The sequence below is a fragment of the Neisseria sp. genome, from assembly GCF_030530745.1.
Taxonomy (GTDB): Bacteria; Pseudomonadota; Gammaproteobacteria; order Burkholderiales; family Neisseriaceae; genus Neisseria.
In genome coordinates, this window is record NZ_JAUMUI010000004.1 from 58,471 (window position 1) to 73,132 (window position 14,662).

General features: G+C 47.9%; 15 protein-coding genes. 13 read left to right on the plus strand and 2 right to left on the minus strand.

Annotation, left to right across the window (positions count from 1 at the left end):
- Positions 1–273: 273 nt before the first annotated feature.
- The 13 genes from Q3970_RS02715 (at position 274) to Q3970_RS02775 (ending at position 12,819) form a co-directional block, all read left to right on the plus strand.
- The gene (locus Q3970_RS02715; RefSeq protein WP_303099071.1) at positions 274–447 is read left to right on the plus strand and encodes a hypothetical protein; all 174 of its coding nucleotides are present in this window, start codon (positions 274–276) and stop codon (positions 445–447) included.
- Between the two features lie 736 nt (positions 448–1,183).
- Positions 1,184–1,396 (plus strand): hypothetical protein, encoded by a 213-nt coding sequence (locus Q3970_RS02720; RefSeq protein WP_303099072.1) that lies wholly within the window; start codon positions 1,184–1,186, stop codon positions 1,394–1,396.
- On the plus strand, positions 1,393–1,542 hold the full coding sequence (locus tag Q3970_RS02725) for a hypothetical protein (protein ID WP_303099073.1): 150 nt from the start codon (positions 1,393–1,395) through the stop codon (positions 1,540–1,542). Before Q3970_RS02720 ends, Q3970_RS02725 begins: the two co-directional genes overlap by 4 nt.
- 721 nt (positions 1,543–2,263) lie before the next feature.
- Positions 2,264–2,452, plus strand: coding sequence for a hypothetical protein (locus Q3970_RS02730; RefSeq protein WP_303099074.1), 189 nt, complete (start codon positions 2,264–2,266; stop codon positions 2,450–2,452).
- A 27-nt stretch (positions 2,453–2,479) separates the two neighbouring features.
- Positions 2,480–2,617 carry a hypothetical protein gene (locus Q3970_RS02735; protein WP_303099075.1) on the plus strand — a complete coding sequence of 46 codons (138 nt, stop codon included), beginning with the start codon at positions 2,480–2,482 and terminating at the stop codon, positions 2,615–2,617.
- Positions 2,618–3,988: 1,371 nt separating this feature from the next.
- Complete coding sequence (locus tag Q3970_RS02740) at positions 3,989–4,153, plus strand: class IIb bacteriocin, lactobin A/cerein 7B family (protein WP_303099076.1); 165 nt, start codon at positions 3,989–3,991, stop codon at positions 4,151–4,153.
- A gap of 179 nt (positions 4,154–4,332) precedes the next feature.
- Positions 4,333–4,503 carry a class IIb bacteriocin, lactobin A/cerein 7B family gene (locus Q3970_RS02745; RefSeq protein ID WP_303099077.1) on the plus strand — a complete coding sequence of 57 codons (171 nt, stop codon included), beginning with the start codon at positions 4,333–4,335 and terminating at the stop codon, positions 4,501–4,503.
- 349 nt (positions 4,504–4,852) lie between these two features.
- Positions 4,853–5,008, plus strand: a complete 156-nt coding sequence (locus tag Q3970_RS02750) for a class IIb bacteriocin, lactobin A/cerein 7B family (protein WP_303099078.1) — start codon at positions 4,853–4,855, stop codon at positions 5,006–5,008.
- 136 nt (positions 5,009–5,144) lie between these two features.
- Positions 5,145–5,336: a hypothetical protein gene (locus Q3970_RS02755; RefSeq protein ID WP_303099079.1), complete on the plus strand. Its 192-nt coding sequence runs from the start codon at positions 5,145–5,147 to the stop codon at positions 5,334–5,336.
- Positions 5,337–5,662: 326 nt separating this feature from the next.
- Positions 5,663–6,955 (plus strand): HlyD family secretion protein, encoded by a 1,293-nt coding sequence (locus tag Q3970_RS02760; protein ID WP_303099080.1) that lies wholly within the window; start codon positions 5,663–5,665, stop codon positions 6,953–6,955.
- 498 nt (positions 6,956–7,453) lie between these two features.
- On the plus strand, positions 7,454–9,568 hold the full coding sequence (locus Q3970_RS02765) for a peptidase domain-containing ABC transporter (protein WP_303099081.1): 2,115 nt from the start codon (positions 7,454–7,456) through the stop codon (positions 9,566–9,568).
- A 693-nt stretch (positions 9,569–10,261) separates the two neighbouring features.
- The gene (locus tag Q3970_RS02770; RefSeq protein ID WP_303099082.1) at positions 10,262–10,615 is read left to right on the plus strand and encodes a hypothetical protein; all 354 of its coding nucleotides are present in this window, start codon (positions 10,262–10,264) and stop codon (positions 10,613–10,615) included.
- A gap of 89 nt (positions 10,616–10,704) precedes the next feature.
- Positions 10,705–12,819, plus strand: a complete 2,115-nt coding sequence (locus Q3970_RS02775) for a peptidase domain-containing ABC transporter (RefSeq protein ID WP_303099083.1) — start codon at positions 10,705–10,707, stop codon at positions 12,817–12,819.
- A gap of 626 nt (positions 12,820–13,445) precedes the next feature.
- Here Q3970_RS02775 and hpaC read toward each other — a convergent pair.
- Together hpaC and hpaR are read right to left on the minus strand one after the other, a co-directional pair.
- Positions 13,446–13,955 (minus strand): 4-hydroxyphenylacetate 3-monooxygenase, reductase component, encoded by a 510-nt coding sequence (hpaC, locus tag Q3970_RS02780; RefSeq protein ID WP_303099084.1) that lies wholly within the window; start codon positions 13,953–13,955, stop codon positions 13,446–13,448.
- A gap of 10 nt (positions 13,956–13,965) precedes the next feature.
- Positions 13,966–14,409: a homoprotocatechuate degradation operon regulator HpaR gene (hpaR, locus tag Q3970_RS02785; RefSeq protein ID WP_303099085.1), complete on the minus strand. Its 444-nt coding sequence runs from the start codon at positions 14,407–14,409 to the stop codon at positions 13,966–13,968.
- Positions 14,410–14,662 lie beyond the last annotated feature (253 nt).

Below are 14,662 nucleotides of genomic sequence, written 5' to 3' on the forward strand. Positions count from 1 at the left end.
TTTTTCAGGAAACTGTTTTTGGAAAAACGGTTTACATTCACATAGGGTTACCCGAATGTTTTAGAGGCGGGCATGCCGTGTTTTTCGGAAAACCTCCTTTTTATTCTTACGGATAACGGTAAATAACTTATTTTATTATCATATAGATTAATTGATTGGATTTTTCGGGAACCAAACAAAACCTAACGAACAAAACGGCGGGCGGAGTTGTCGTAAAACCACGGAGCCCGGCAACGGGTTTCCGGGTTTTTATTAATTTTCAAGGAGACTGTAATGAAACAACTCAACCAGCATGAGATGCAGCAGGTGGCCGGCGGCTACAGATGGAGCGATTTCCGCAAAGACTGGAAAGACTTCTGGAAAGAAATGGGCGGCGGTTTCTCCAAGGCCGGCGACAACCTCGGCGACGCATGGAAAAACGCCCGCGATGCGGTTCGTAACAATTAAGCGGTATTTGGAATTTCGGAGTAGGCGGATTCTGAACCGAACGGTTGGTTTCTGCTTTCCGAATCGGGAGGTATCCGTCCTTCCTTAACCGTGTAGCAGCGAAAATTATTGCTGTTTTTAATTTTAACCTTAAAAAGGAGATTTGATATGCAGGCTGTAGTTTTGCAAAACAGTTTCGGCCGTGAACTGGCTGTGAATGAGTTGATAATGGTTGCCGGCGGAGGGTGTAATTGGAAAGATTTTGGTAAAGCTACCGTGGGAGGTGCTATTGCTACCGGAACAGCTGGTGCAATCGCAGGAGCCGCATTTGGTCCCGGTGCCCTTGCTGGTGGAGCCGTCGGTGCTGCTGGAGGTGCTGTAGGGGGAGCTCTTGCTTATGGGGCAACATGCGGATGGTGATTTAGTTATTTATCAGTAAGTATCCGGATGCGGTTTCCTGCACAGCAGGAAGCCGTATCTTTCCAGTATTTTCACGAGGTTAGAACCATGAAAAAGTCCGTTATGAGAAAGACAGTTCGTTACGCTTTTTTTTTCTCGGCCTCAGCATTGATCTTGTATCTTCTCGGAAACGGTTTATTGCAGACGTTAATTACATGTGCGGTTGCTACTTTTATATTTGCTTTTGTAATGGAAAGATTTATTGAGAAAAGAGAGCTTTAGTAAAGCACGCGTTGTCTGAAGTTCCTGATATTGCGTGCGAGGCTCTGCAGGCACTGTCTATAGAGATGGGAAAGTTATGACTAAAACCATTCTCTCGGTATGCATGTATCTTTTTATTGCTTTTACCGTAGCAACGCCGTTGGCTTGGCTTTATGAGTCTTTTACCGACGGGTTTGCATGGAAAAGCACGGTAGGTTTTTCGGTATCGTTTTTGGTGTTTCTCGGATTCAGCCTGTTTTCATACTGGTTTACCTATCATTATCTTAAGTTTGAAAGGAGTAAATCATGAAAGAATTGGATATTTATGAAGCAAAGAAAGTTACGGGCGGCCGACGGTTGGTTCCGTTTCCTCCTCCTCCTCCGGATTTTCGGACGCGTATAGCGGCCTATTACATCGGTCGGATTGCAGGTAAAGCCCTTAAAGCCCTTAAATAACCCTGTCGGTGCATACCTGTATTTACTATTGCCATCCGGCCGGATTTGTATGGATATGAATTCAAGGCCGTCTGAACTTTTTTAATTTTGGAGGATTGTTATGAAACATCTGAATCAATATGAGTTGGAACAGGTATCAGGAGGGTACTTAACAGACTACGGTAGAAAGTACGTTAGAGAGATTGCTATACGGGCAGCTGTCTGGCGTACTACAAGGGCTCTGAACTGGTTGGCGAAGAAACGCGCATCCAAAATTTACGACTGTAATGAAGCAAGCGTAGGGTGTGCCTCGGGCACGCACGCGCCGCATGAACCTTGATGCCGCGTGCGCGGCTCTGCTGCCGTCCCCTACGTTTGCTTTCCAACCGAAATTTACCTAAAGGAGTATGCAGTATGAGAGAAATCAGTATTAAAGACCTCAAACAGATTTCCGGCGGTTTTGCCCCAAGGAAATCATGGCTTGACAGATTGACGGAAAGAGTAGTGCTTTGGTAGGAGGAATGATGCGAAAATTGAATTTGCATGAAATGAAACAGGTTTCCGGCGGCCTTGTCGGCGGGCCGGTTGCAGAAGTAAAACGGAAGGTAAGCAGAGCAGTACGCAAGCTGTGGCCTTGGGATTAGTTGTCTGAACCTTCAATACCGCGCCGCGTGTGCGGCTTTGCGCACACCCTGCGAAAACGGTTTTCAGACGGCCTTGTTTTACAGTTAAGGAGAAGGTGATGAAAGAATTGAAAAAATCCGAAGCGTGTTATGTGTCCGGCGGCGGTGTGGTGTTTTTCCGCGATACGGCCGGCAGGGTGGTCGGCGAGCCGAGCCGGCAGGACGTGCTGAAGGGAAAGGTGAGGCTTTCCACACCCAGCGGCGGCAGCAATATCACTACTTTGGCATTTAAGCATTCGCGGTATTGATGGTTTATTTTGAAAGGATTAGGAATCATGAAAGAGCTGAATAGAAACGAGATTGAAAACGTATCAGGCGGTAATATTTTCGACTGGTTGTTTGGCAAAAAGAAGCCCAAAAGCGGATTTGATGGGGGAGGTGGGTTTGGCGGCGGCGGCGGCGGTTCTTGGTAAAAGACACACAGAGGCGCCGACCAAACCGAAAGCAGACAAAAGCATAAGCTGTATTTATTCTCTTCGGATCTGCCGGCTTTAAGTTTGGAGGATTATTATGAAACATCTGAATCAATATGAATTGGAACAAGTATCGGGAGGGGCAACTGTAGGCTCTGCATTAAAAGTAGCGGTTGAGGCTGCTGTGAGGGCTATCAGAGACGCACAAAGGCGAAGGCCACGCATCCCCACTCTCCCCGTTCATCGGTGGAAGCGCTAAGTAAGCGCAGGGTGTGCCCCCGGCACGCACGCCGTCCGAACCTTGATACCGCGTGCGCGGCTTCGCCGCACACTCTGCCGATTGTTCTTATATTCTTTAACCTTAAAGATTTCATCATGAAAGAATTGAAAAACAAAGAGTTTCATCAGGTAGGAGGCAGCTTCAGGATTCCTGCCGTGCCTTTGCCCCGACTGCCTTGGCTGCCTAACCGGTTACCGTGGCCGCCGATACGTGCTTAGCCGAAACTTCAAGACATGCTTACATCCGAAACGGCGGAAAGATTGGAAACGGAAAGTTCCGACGATCGGGTGTCGGGTTTATGCGCGGGCGGCCGGCTTTTGATGAATGGCTGTCGAAGTGGCAATAACGGAGGATTTCCCTCCACAGAGTATATTTTTATTTTATAGGAGTATTTGTTATGAAAAAATTGGATCAGCATGAATTGAACCAGGTAGCAGGCGGACTTGTAGGCTGGCATCCCGGATGGAAAGAGATAAACAGGAGAAGATTGGAGCATTATCTTAAGCATGGCAAATTTCCGCCGCATATGCCTCTCTTCTGAGCGTCCGGTAACCAGTTGGTTTTGCCTGAAGCCGCAGGGTTTCAAACCATCACAGTTTTTTGTTTTTATACGAAAGGATTAGATCATGAAAGAGCTGTACGAAAAAGAGCTCCGGCAGGTAGCCGGAGGCGCCGCATCTTCAAACTCTTGGCCTTGGCCGTGGCTGCCTCTATTGCCGGCATTGCCGAAGATACCGCTGCCGCGGTTCCCGGGGCGTACCCTTCCCGAGCCGCCCCGGGGAGCAGATTTAAAATAAACAACTGTAGGGTGTGCGGCTTTGCTGCCTACGTTATCGGAGGCCGTCTGAAAAGTTTTTCAGACGGCCTTGTTTTTAATTTATGGTAATTAAAAGATATATGAAAATATCAAGTCGCATGTATTAAAACATATACATACCCTTATGGGGTAGATAAAATTTAATTATTCTTTTCAAAAAATAAACCGGTTTGCCGGAACAAAGTTTGGGTTATGCTTGTCAAACATAACGAGAACGCCTGATAAAGGCCGTTTCTCTTTTCTTTTAACTTTTCATTTTTAAGAGGTATGATTTATGAAAGAACTGAATCAGTTTGAATTGGAAAAAGTTTCTGGTGGTTTTCTTCCGGCGTTGGCCGCTATACCGATCGGTTGGAAAATTTTTGGTGCTTCAGCTGCTGTCGGTGTTACGGCAGGAACCGCAGTAGGTCTTAATCGTGTCAACCGAGAAAAGAAATAACTTATTTTTAATTAATTAATGAAAAGTATGTAACTTATAAGGACTGGTTATGAGCGACAAAACTATTATGCTTATTGTATCCATATCTATGATAATAGGATTGTTGGTTGGAACCTTTGTAGGGTTGCATAGCCTCAAATAAATGATCTATCTTAAATTTAAAGAAAGGATGCTGTATTATGCAAATGAAGCATGTTCAGACTTTGGGTAATGTTCGTGAATTGGAAATGCATGAATTAGAAAGTATTTCTGGTGGCTTCCCGCCTGCACTTATAGCAGCAGGGTATGTTGCTGCTGGTTTTGGTACTGGTTTTGGCGTTTCTTACGGTCTTGCCCGCTGGCTTGGTTAAGCGAGCAAGCGTAGGGTGTGCGGCCTCGGGCACGCACGCATTATTTCGAACCTTGAACTGCGTGCGCGGCTTTGCCGCACACCCTGCGTTATCAGAAGCCGTCTGAAAAGTTTTTCAGACGGCTTTTTTAATTTTTGGTAATTAAAAATCATATGAAAACATCAAGTCACATGTATTAAAACATATACATACCCTTACAGGGTGGATAAAAGTTGATTATTCTTTTCAAAAAAAAATTAAACTTATTTTAGAAACTAAATTTATTCTGTTCTGTCAATAATAGCGAGAACGCCTGATAAAGGCTGTTTCTCTTTTCTTGTAAATTTTTATTTTTTAAGAGGTATGATTTATGAAAGAACTGAATCAGTTTGAATTGGAACAGATTTCCGGCGGCATCGCGCCCGCTATTATCGTTGGCTACCTTGCTTTGGGAGGTGTCGGCTTTACAGGCGGCATAGCCACGGGAGTGAACCGTAAAAATCGGGGGGATAAATCGGCTCTCTGATTAATTTTAAGGTAATACTATTATGAATACCAATACTGCTATTATAATAGGATTAATGTTTTTATTTGCGGTAGGGTTTCTTGCCGGAATTTTTGTAGGTCTGAACAGGCTTAATTAAATCCAAGGAGGATTATTTATGAACAATATGACACATTTTGTTGATGCACGTGAGCTGGAATTGCACGATTTGGAAAATATTGCCGGAGGCATTGCCTTTGTCCCCGCCTTGATTGCCGGTGCCAAAGTGGCCGGAGGCGCAGTTGCTGCCGGAGCAGCATTGTATGGCGGCTTCAAACTTGGTGACTATCTTGGTTACAAGCATGGTTAATTAAGCAGGCGTAGGGTGTGTGCCCTCGGGCATACACGCGTTGTTTTGAACCTTGTTAATACCGCGTGCGCGGCTTTGCCGCACACCCTGCGTTATCGGAGGCCGTCTGAAAAATTTTTCAGACGGCCTTGCTTATATCTGCTTCTCCGGCAGGCGGTTTGTGCCGAATGAAATATTTTTATACGGTATAGTTTTTGATGTTGATTTCCCGTTTTTCATATGCCGTTTTCTTATTTAAAAATTAATTGAACCAATGCCCGTTTTTTCGGTCTGAACCTTGTTCGGTTTTGCAGGTTTTCGATTATCAGGATTTTTGGGTATTGCAAATGGCTGGAAACGACAGTTTTTTCCGCCCGGAAATTTTCGAGGCGAAGAAGAATAAATGGACGGGGCATGTGGTGTTGTCGCGGCCGTTTTCTTTTGTGTTTTTAACGGGCTGTGCGGCGGCGGGGGCGTTTGCGCTGATTGTGTTCGCCTTTTTCGGCAGCTATACGCGCAAAACCACGGTGGAGGGGCAGCTGCTGCCGGTGTCGGGCCTGGTGCGGGTGTATGCGCCGGATACGGGCACGGTTACGGCCAAAAGGGTGAACGACGGCGATTATGTGGAGCAGGGCGACGAGCTTTTAACGATTTCTATGCCGCGCTACAGCGGCGGCGGCGATGTGCGTGCGAAACTGGTTAAAGAGGCGGAGATGAAAAAAGACATGCTGCTGCGCGAAATCGAGCGGCAGAAAAAAGTGCAGAAGGGCGAAGAGCGCTCGCTCACCGATACGGTGGGCAGGCTGCAGAACCAGCTTGCCGATGTGCGCAGCCAGATCAAGGGGCAGGGCAGACGGGTGGAGCTGGCGGCACAGATTATCGAAAAATACCGCCCGCTGCTGAAAAAGGGGTTTATTTCAGAGCAGCAGATGATGGAGTATGAAAACGAGCATCTGAACCAGGTTTCGCAGTTGGACGCGCTCAAGCGGGAAGAGGCGGGCGTGCTGCGCGAGCTGAACACGCAGAAGCAGACGCTGGCCGACCTGCCCGACAAGCAGGAAACCGAATTGAGCCAGCTTAACCGCACGGTGTCGGAGCTGAAGCAGGAAGGGTTGAATTTGGATTTGCAGCAGGAGCAGACGGTGCACGCGAGCAAATCGGGCTATGTGAGCACTTCTAATGTGGAAGTGGGGCAGCAGGTCAGCCCTTCGCAGCTGCTGCTGAGCATCGTGCCGGGCAAAACCGAGCTGGTGGCGAACTTATATGTGCCCAGCCGGGCGGCGGGCTTTGTGAAGCCTGAAGATAAAGTGGTGCTGCGCTATCAGGCTTACCCCTATCAGAAATTCGGCCATGCAGAGGGCAGGATTCTTTCGATTGCGAAAACGGCCTTGGGCAAGCAGGAGCTGGCAAGCCTGGGCAGCGGCTCGGCCGAGGGCGCAGAAAACCAGATGATACAGGCGCAGGCCAACGAGCCTGTGTATCTGGTGAGGGTGAAGCTGGACAAGCAGACGATTAAGGTATACGGCGAAGAAAAACCGCTGCAAATCGGCATGGTGGCCGAGGCCGATATTCTGCACGAGCGCAAAAAGCTTTATGAATGGGTGCTCGACCCGCTTTACAGCATTACAGGCAAGCTTTGAACGACGGTATGAAAAAACTGCTTTGCCAAACCGGCCCGATGGCAATTGCTGCGTTTGTTTATTTGTTTATCAAAAAAACAATCGGGGTTTGTCTATAGGCGCTCAGCGTGTCGTTTTATACGGCTGCATGACTTCGGGGGCAATTGCCGGATTTTGGTTAAGAAATAAATATTTTCAAGAAAAACGGTAACAGAAAACGCAACCGAGGCTATGAGAAAGCTTTTTTATCAGATTATTCCTTTGGTTTTTTTGTTATCCGTGTGCTTTATTATTAAGCAGGCTACTGATATTTCAGGAATTCTGTATTGGATTTTATTTATATTCTGCGTAATGTCCGGCTGCGTAATAGGCAATATTATTTCAAAAAAAATCGATTGAAGAAAACCATCGGTTATTCAAATAAAATTTAATCTATGTATTTGAAATGCGCCTGTATGTCAGCCGTCTGAATTTTTCAGACGGCTTAATCCAATTAATAAAACAGGGTTTGAAGAAACTATGAATTATTTGGAACGCCTCTCTTTCGGGTTCGGCAAAAAGCTGCCCGTAGTATTGCAAACCGAGGTGGCCGAATGCGGTTTGGCCTGCCTGACTGCGGTTGCGGGCTATCACGGTTATCATTCCGATTTGCGCACGATGAGGCAGAAATATTCGCTCTCGCAAAAAGGGCTGACGCTGGCCGATATTGTGCGCTTTGCCAATGATTTGAACCTGACTTCGCGCGCGCTGCGGCTGGATCTGGACGACCTGCCCAACCTGCGCGCGCCCTGTATCCTGCACTGGGATCTGAACCATTTCGTGGTGCTCAAAGAGGTGGTTAAAGACGGCATCATGATTATGGATCCCGCCGTGGGAATGCGCAAAATCAGGCAGGAAGAGGTGTCGCAGAAGTTTACCGGCATTGCGCTGGAATTGTGGCCGAACACGCATTTTGAAAAAAAAGAAGAAAAGAAAAAAGTTAAAATCCTCACGCTGCTCAAAGGCGTTACCGGCGTTAAGCGTTCGTTGGCGCAGGTGCTGCTGCTGGCATTTGCGCTGGAAATTTTCGGCCTGGTCAGCCCGTTTCTGATGCAGTGGGTTATCGACCATGTGATTGTGTCGGCAGACCGAAACCTTCTGCTGACGCTGGTTTTGGGCTTCGGCCTGCTGAAAATACTGGAGCAGCTTACCGGCCTTTTGCAGGCGTGGGTAAACATGCACCTGACCACCACGCTGAATGTGCAGTGGAAAGCCAACATATTCAAAAGGCTGCTCGAGCTGCCCGCCGATTACTTTTCCAAACGCCATCTGGGCGATGTGATTTCGCGCTTCGGGGCCATCGACAATATTCAGGAAACCTTAACCTCCACCGCCTTTAAAACCATTTTAAGCGGCATTATGGCCGTGTTTACGCTGGTGCTGATGTTTTATTACAGCTGGCTGTTAACGGTGGTGGTATTGGTTGCGCTGGCTTTGTATGTCATTATCCGCATCGTTGCCTATTATCCGCTGCGCAACGCCACCGAAGAAAACATTGTGCACGATGCCAAGCAAGACACCTATTTTATGGAAACGGTGCGCGGAATCCACACGGTCAAGCTGTTTGAAAAAAACGAGCAGCGGCACAGCTCGTGGATGACCTTGTTTGTCGATACGGTGAATACCGATTTGACCAAACAGAAGCTCACCAATATTTTCGACTTTGCCAACAAACTCCTGTTCGGCATAGAAGGCATATTGATTATCTATCTGGGCGCCGACAAGATTCTTGCGGGCGGTTTCACCGTGGGCGCGCTCACGGCATTTTGGGCGTATAAAAACCAGTTTGAAGAACGAGTGGGCGAGCTGGTCGACCAATACATCAAAATCCGCATGCTGGGTCTGCACGCCGAGCGTCTGGCCGACATCGTGCTCACCGAAACCGAAACGGAAAAAACCAAAGAAATTTATGTTCCCGAGGTTGAGGGGGACATCGATATTGCGGTGGAAGACGTATCGTTCCGCTATTCCGACACCGAGCCGTATATTCTGAAAAACATCAGCCTGCATATCAGGCAGGGCGAATCGGTGGCGTTTACCGGCAGCTCGGGCTGCGGCAAAACCACGCTGATGAACATCTTAATCGGCAACCTTGCGCCCGAATCGGGCAAAGTGCTGGTAAACGGGCACGACATCCACAAACTTTCACCGCGCTTTATCCGCGGGTTGAGCGGCACGGTAACGCAGGATGATGTGTTGTTTGCCGGCTCGATAGCGGAAAACATCTGCTTTTTCGACGAAACGCCCGACCAGCAGAAGATTATGCAGTGCGCGGCGATGGCGCAGATACACGAAGACATCATGCAGATGACCATGGGCTACGAAACCCTGATAGGCGACATGGGCAACGCCCTGTCGGGCGGACAGAAGCAGCGGATTATTCTGGCGCGCGCGCTTTACCGCGAGCCGAAGATACTGTTTCTCGACGAGGCGACAAGCCATTTGGATATGGAAAACGAGCGGGCGATCAACGAAAACCTGAAGCGGTTGAACATTACCAAAATCATGGTTGCGCACCGCAGGGAAACGATTGAGTCGGCCGACAGGGTGGTGGATATGGAGGCGCTGGCGCACAGGGAGGAGCAGGAAGGGTAGCGGTTTTGCCGAAAAGGCCGTCTGAAAATTTGCCTTTCAGACGGCTTTTTATCGGCAGTAAAAACGATGTAACTATTCGGCATTAACTATTATTTAAATAATGAATGATTTTGTTAATTTAATTAATGTTTTTTTTTTTTTTTGCGAACTTTTGAGAATTGTCGCGGTCTTATCGTATATGAAAAAAGCCGGTTCGGCCAACGGGTTGCATGGTTTGCATAATTGTTATTCAAAATACATTGCAATCCGAATGTCTTAACAAGCAAGTTTATGCGTTTTCAAAATAGATGTGCTTGAACTCGGATATTGTAATTGAAAAACATGAAAATCCTTTTATAAACTTGTTTTTTTAGGAAGCTTTTTAGTACAAATCGTTACGGAAAAATATTGATTATAGGATAAGTTTGATGAATAAAAATATGGTGTTGGTGTCTGATTGGTATTTTGAAAATTTTTAAATAAGAGAGGAAATATGGAGGGTAAAAAGTTTGCAGGCTGCCGTAAAAATAAAATAACGGAATGGGTAATTATTATATTGTTAATGATTTTTTGCGGTTTATTTTCAAGATTTTATTTAAAAGAATTGGTTTCGGATGAAAATTATAAGACAGCAAGTTTCGGATTACTTGTTATTTGTTTTCTGATTTTTTATCCGTTGTTATGTAAAATTTTCATAAAGAAAGGAAAGTAATTATGTTTGAATTGGAAATCCGCGATCTGGAAGTTGTATCAGGAGGAGGTTGGCCTATTTTGGGAGCCATAGCTGCAGGAGCAGCTAGAGTTGCAAGTACTTCTGCTGCTAGGAATGCAGCTATAGGAGCAGGTACATATACTGGCTATTCTTATTTAAGCGGTAATGAAATTACGGCTGCAGGAGTTGCAGGAGCTATGGTTGGCGGTTCAGTAGGAGGTGCAATTAAAAATACAACAGGAGCCGCTATAGCAGGATCGGCTACAGCCGGAGCAACAGAGGGATTGGTTAACGGTAACAGCCCCCTGCTTAATAGGGATAAAAATGATTATGATGCAGGGGGTGGCGAGTATTAAGTTTGAAAATCGAAAACTTTGTTAAATATATTGTTTTATGCCGTCTGAAAACTTCAGACGGCATTTTTCAGATATATTCCAGAATGTTTATGAAACGTTTGAGCTGTTTGTTTTCCGGCTTTCGTAAAAAACTGCCTGTAGTGCTGCAAACCGAAGTGGCCGAATGCGGCCTGGCTTGTTTGGCCTCGGTTTTGGGGTATTACGGGCACCGTATCGATTTAAGCATACTCCGGCAGAAGTATGCGCTGTCGCTCAAAGGTGCCAATCTTGCCCATATCGCACGCTATGCCCATAGTTTGAACCTGAACACGCGCGCGCTGCGCTTGGATCTGGGCGATCTGCCCAACCTGCGCACACCCTGTATCCTGCACTGGGATTTGAATCATTTTGTGGTATTGCGTTCCGTCGGCATAAATTCCATAACGGTAATGGATCCGGCTTCGGGGTTGCTGAAAGTTGAAATGAAAGAGGTGTCGCGCAGGTTTACGGGTGTGGCTTTGGAATTGTGGCCGGATAAAAACTTTGAGAAAAAGGAAGAAAGAAACAAGGTTAAAGTTCTGCTGCTGCTTAAAGATGCAGTAGGCATTAAGCGTTCGCTGATGCAGATACTGCTGCTGGCGTTTGCGCTGGAAATTTTCGGCCTGACTTCTCCGTTTCTGATGCAGTGGGTTATCGATCATGTGGTGGTAACGGCAGACCGTAATCTGCTGCTTATGCTGGTTTTGGGTTTCGGCATGCTGCTGGTTGTGCGGCAGTTGATCGGGCTGTTGCAGTCGTGGGTGGGAATGCATTTTGCCACTACCCTGAATGCACAGTGGAAAGCCAATATATTTGCAAAAATGCTTGATTTGCCTGCCTCTTATTTTTTCAAACGCCACTTGGGCGATGTGGTTTCGCGCTTCGGTGCCATCGACACTATTCAGAAAACACTGACTTCTGCGTTTTTTAAAGTTGTTTTAAACGGCATTATGGCCGTATTCACCTTTTGGCTGATGATGCTTTACAGCGCGGATCTTTCAATGATTGTGGCCGTCGCGCTGATTCTGTATATCCTGATCCGTACGGCAGCCTATTATCCGTTACGGAATACCACCGAGAAAAATATCATTAATACGGCGAAACAAAGCTCTTATTTTATCGAAACAATGCGCGGAATCGGCACGGTGAAATTATTCGATAAAACTCCGCAGAGGTTTAATGTATGGATAAGCCTGTTTGTGAACACGGTCAACACGGGGCTGGCGGCACAGAAATTATCGGTTTTATTTAGTTTTGCCAATTCGTTGATTTTCGGCATAGAAGGCATACTGATCATTTATCTGGGCGCCGACAAGATTCTTGCGGGCGGTTTCACCGTGGGCGCGCTCACGGCATTTTGGGCGTATAAAAACCAGTTTGAAGAACGAGTGGGCGAGCTGGTCGACCAATACATCAAAATCCGCATGCTGGGTCTGCACGCCGAGCGTCTGGCCGACATCGTGCTCACCGAAACCGAAACGGAAAAAACCAAAGAAATTTATGTTCCCGAGGTTGAGGGGGACATCGATATTGCGGTGGAAGACGTATCGTTCCGCTATTCCGACACCGAGCCGTATATTCTGAAAAACATCAGCCTGCATATCAGGCAGGGCGAATCGGTGGCGTTTACCGGCAGCTCGGGCTGCGGCAAAACCACGCTGATGAACATCTTAATCGGCAACCTTGCGCCCGAATCGGGCAAAGTGCTGGTAAACGGGCACGACATCCACAAACTTTCACCGCGCTTTATCCGCGGGTTGAGCGGCACGGTAACGCAGGATGATGTGTTGTTTGCCGGCTCGATAGCGGAAAACATCTGCTTTTTCGACGAAACGCCCGACCAGCAGAAGATTATGCAGTGCGCGGCGATGGCGCAGATACACGAAGACATCATGCAGATGACCATGGGCTACGAAACCCTGATAGGCGACATGGGCAACGCCCTGTCGGGCGGACAGAAGCAGCGGATTATTCTGGCGCGCGCGCTTTACCGCGAGCCGAAGATACTGTTTCTCGACGAGGCGACAAGCCATTTGGATATGGAAAACGAGCGGGCGATCAACGAAAACCTGAAGCGGTTGAACATTACCAAAATCATGGTTGCGCACCGCAGGGAAACGATTGAGTCGGCCGACAGGGTGGTGGATATGGAGGCGCTGGCGCACAGGGAGGGTCAGGAAGGGTAGGGCGGTTTTGTCGGAAAGGCCGTCTGAAAGTTTGGCTTTCAGACGGCCTTTAATTGTTTAGACCCTAATGCTTGGTATATTGCAAGCGGGTAACCGGCCTATTGCTTTTTATTTTTCAATACGATGTTTCAACACACAGGACGACACATAAAGCGCCGCCCTACGTGTTGCCCTGATTGGGAAGGGGTTACACCCCTACCCGATAAACCCAAATTCTACCGCCATAAATGGCGGGGTCTCAACCGAAAAGGAAACTTGATGAAAAATACGATACACGCCACCATACCCCCTACGCTTAACGCCAAACTGTCTGAGTTCAGATAAAAGTTATCGGAAACCTTAATATCGGGAACATCAAGCAGATAGAATACGATACCGGATAACGACTGAAAAATAACGATCAAAACCAAAAACAGTTTCCAATGCTTCAGCATGTTGCTCAGGTTAAATTCCATAGCAGAGCCTTTCTTGCTTTTTGAAAGCCGGGTTGGCGGTTAAATTGAAATACCTTAGGGGCTGTCGACATTTAACCGACGAAGCGGTTTTTTGAGGCAAGCCCCCCGTATGCAAGGCAAAAAGCACGGCAAGAAGGCCGTCTGAAAGGCAGATTTTCAGACGGCCTTGCTTTATTTCAGGCTGTTGAAGTTTCGGCGGAAGTAAACCAGTGTGGGTTCGGCGGTGCCGTGCACCTTGATTTCGCCGATTTCCACATAAAACACATGGTGGGTGCCGATGTCGTGTTGGGCGGTGATTTTACCGTGCAGGTGGGCGAGTGCGCCTTCCACTTGCAGCTGGCCGGTTCGGCCGCGGTGCCAGATATGGTATTCGAAACGCTCTTCGGGCGAGAGCGGGGTGAGGCCGGCGAAGTGTTCCGCGATGTCTTGCTGGCGGGCGGATAACACGTTGATGCACAAATGGCCGTTGTCGGAAAGTATGGGGACGATGGCCGACTGGCGGTTGATGCACAGCAGCACGGTGGGCGGTTCGTCGGTGATGGGGGCGACGGCGGTCATGGTGATGCCGTAACGCCCCGCACTGCCGTCGGTGGTGATAACGTGCACGCCGGCGGCGCATGAGGCCATGGCGTCGCGGAAGGGTTGTTGCAGGGGGTGTGTTGCGGTGGGTGTGTCGGTCATGGCGTAGGGGTTATGGTTTGTCGAGGTGCTCGCCGATGTGGGAGAGTTCGGCCAAAAGGCTTTGCAGTTGCAGCATTTTTTCTTTTGAAAACACGGTTTCGATGCGGTCGTAGCATTTATCGACTTCGGCGCCGAGCGAGTGGTAGAGTTGTTCGCCTTCGGCGGTGAGTTTCAGATAAACGCGGCGCTGGTCGTTGGAGGGCTTCAGGCGCACCAGAAGGCCGGCTTTTTCAAGGCGGGTGAGGATGCCGGTGAGGCTGGGGCGCAGAATGCAGGCTTGGTTGGCCAAGTCTTGAAAGTCTAAAGTGCCGTTTTCGGCCAAAAGGCGGATGATGCGCCATTGCTGGTCGGTGAGGCCGGCGTTGTGAAGGATGGGGCGGAACTGCGTCATCAGGGCTTCGCGCGCCTGAATCAGGCTGATGTTCATAGATGCGTGCTTTGAAGGGGGCGGCATGGCGGGTTCTCCGGTATTTTCCAATGTGGCGGCTGTTGTGGTGTTTTTTGATGTTTAGGCGGCTAATATTATTCCAATACGTTTGGAATCTCAACGGTATCTTGCAGCAGGCATTAAAAAACCTGTTTTCAGGCTATGGCAGGCCGTCTGAATGCCAAGTTTAATGTAAATATCATGATGGTTGCTGTTGTTATTTTATGTCGGTTTTATACCGCCTGTTTCAAAAATAATACCGAATATCTACAGGCTGAAA

Coding starts and splice junctions, on each gene's coding strand:
- Q3970_RS02740 (WP_303099076.1), top strand. CDS start 3,989: ATGAAAGAACTGAATCAGTTTGAATTGGAAAAAGTTTCTGGTGGTTTT.
- Q3970_RS02730 (WP_303099074.1), top strand. CDS start 2,264: ATGAAAGAATTGAAAAAATCCGAAGCGTGTTATGTGTCCGGCGGCGGT.
- Q3970_RS02770 (WP_303099082.1), top strand. CDS start 10,262: ATGTTTGAATTGGAAATCCGCGATCTGGAAGTTGTATCAGGAGGAGGT.
- Q3970_RS02760 (WP_303099080.1), top strand. CDS start 5,663: ATGGCTGGAAACGACAGTTTTTTCCGCCCGGAAATTTTCGAGGCGAAG.
- hpaC (WP_303099084.1), bottom strand. CDS start 13,955: ATGACCGACACACCCACCGCAACACACCCCCTGCAACAACCCTTCCGC.
- Q3970_RS02775 (WP_303099083.1), top strand. CDS start 10,705: ATGAAACGTTTGAGCTGTTTGTTTTCCGGCTTTCGTAAAAAACTGCCT.
- Q3970_RS02745 (WP_303099077.1), top strand. CDS start 4,333: ATGCAAATGAAGCATGTTCAGACTTTGGGTAATGTTCGTGAATTGGAA.
- Q3970_RS02715 (WP_303099071.1), top strand. CDS start 274: ATGAAACAACTCAACCAGCATGAGATGCAGCAGGTGGCCGGCGGCTAC.
- Q3970_RS02750 (WP_303099078.1), top strand. CDS start 4,853: ATGAAAGAACTGAATCAGTTTGAATTGGAACAGATTTCCGGCGGCATC.
- Q3970_RS02735 (WP_303099075.1), top strand. CDS start 2,480: ATGAAAGAGCTGAATAGAAACGAGATTGAAAACGTATCAGGCGGTAAT.
- hpaR (WP_303099085.1), bottom strand. CDS start 14,409: ATGCCGCCCCCTTCAAAGCACGCATCTATGAACATCAGCCTGATTCAG.
- Q3970_RS02755 (WP_303099079.1), top strand. CDS start 5,145: ATGAACAATATGACACATTTTGTTGATGCACGTGAGCTGGAATTGCAC.
- Q3970_RS02725 (WP_303099073.1), top strand. CDS start 1,393: ATGAAAGAATTGGATATTTATGAAGCAAAGAAAGTTACGGGCGGCCGA.
- Q3970_RS02720 (WP_303099072.1), top strand. CDS start 1,184: ATGACTAAAACCATTCTCTCGGTATGCATGTATCTTTTTATTGCTTTT.
- Q3970_RS02765 (WP_303099081.1), top strand. CDS start 7,454: ATGAATTATTTGGAACGCCTCTCTTTCGGGTTCGGCAAAAAGCTGCCC.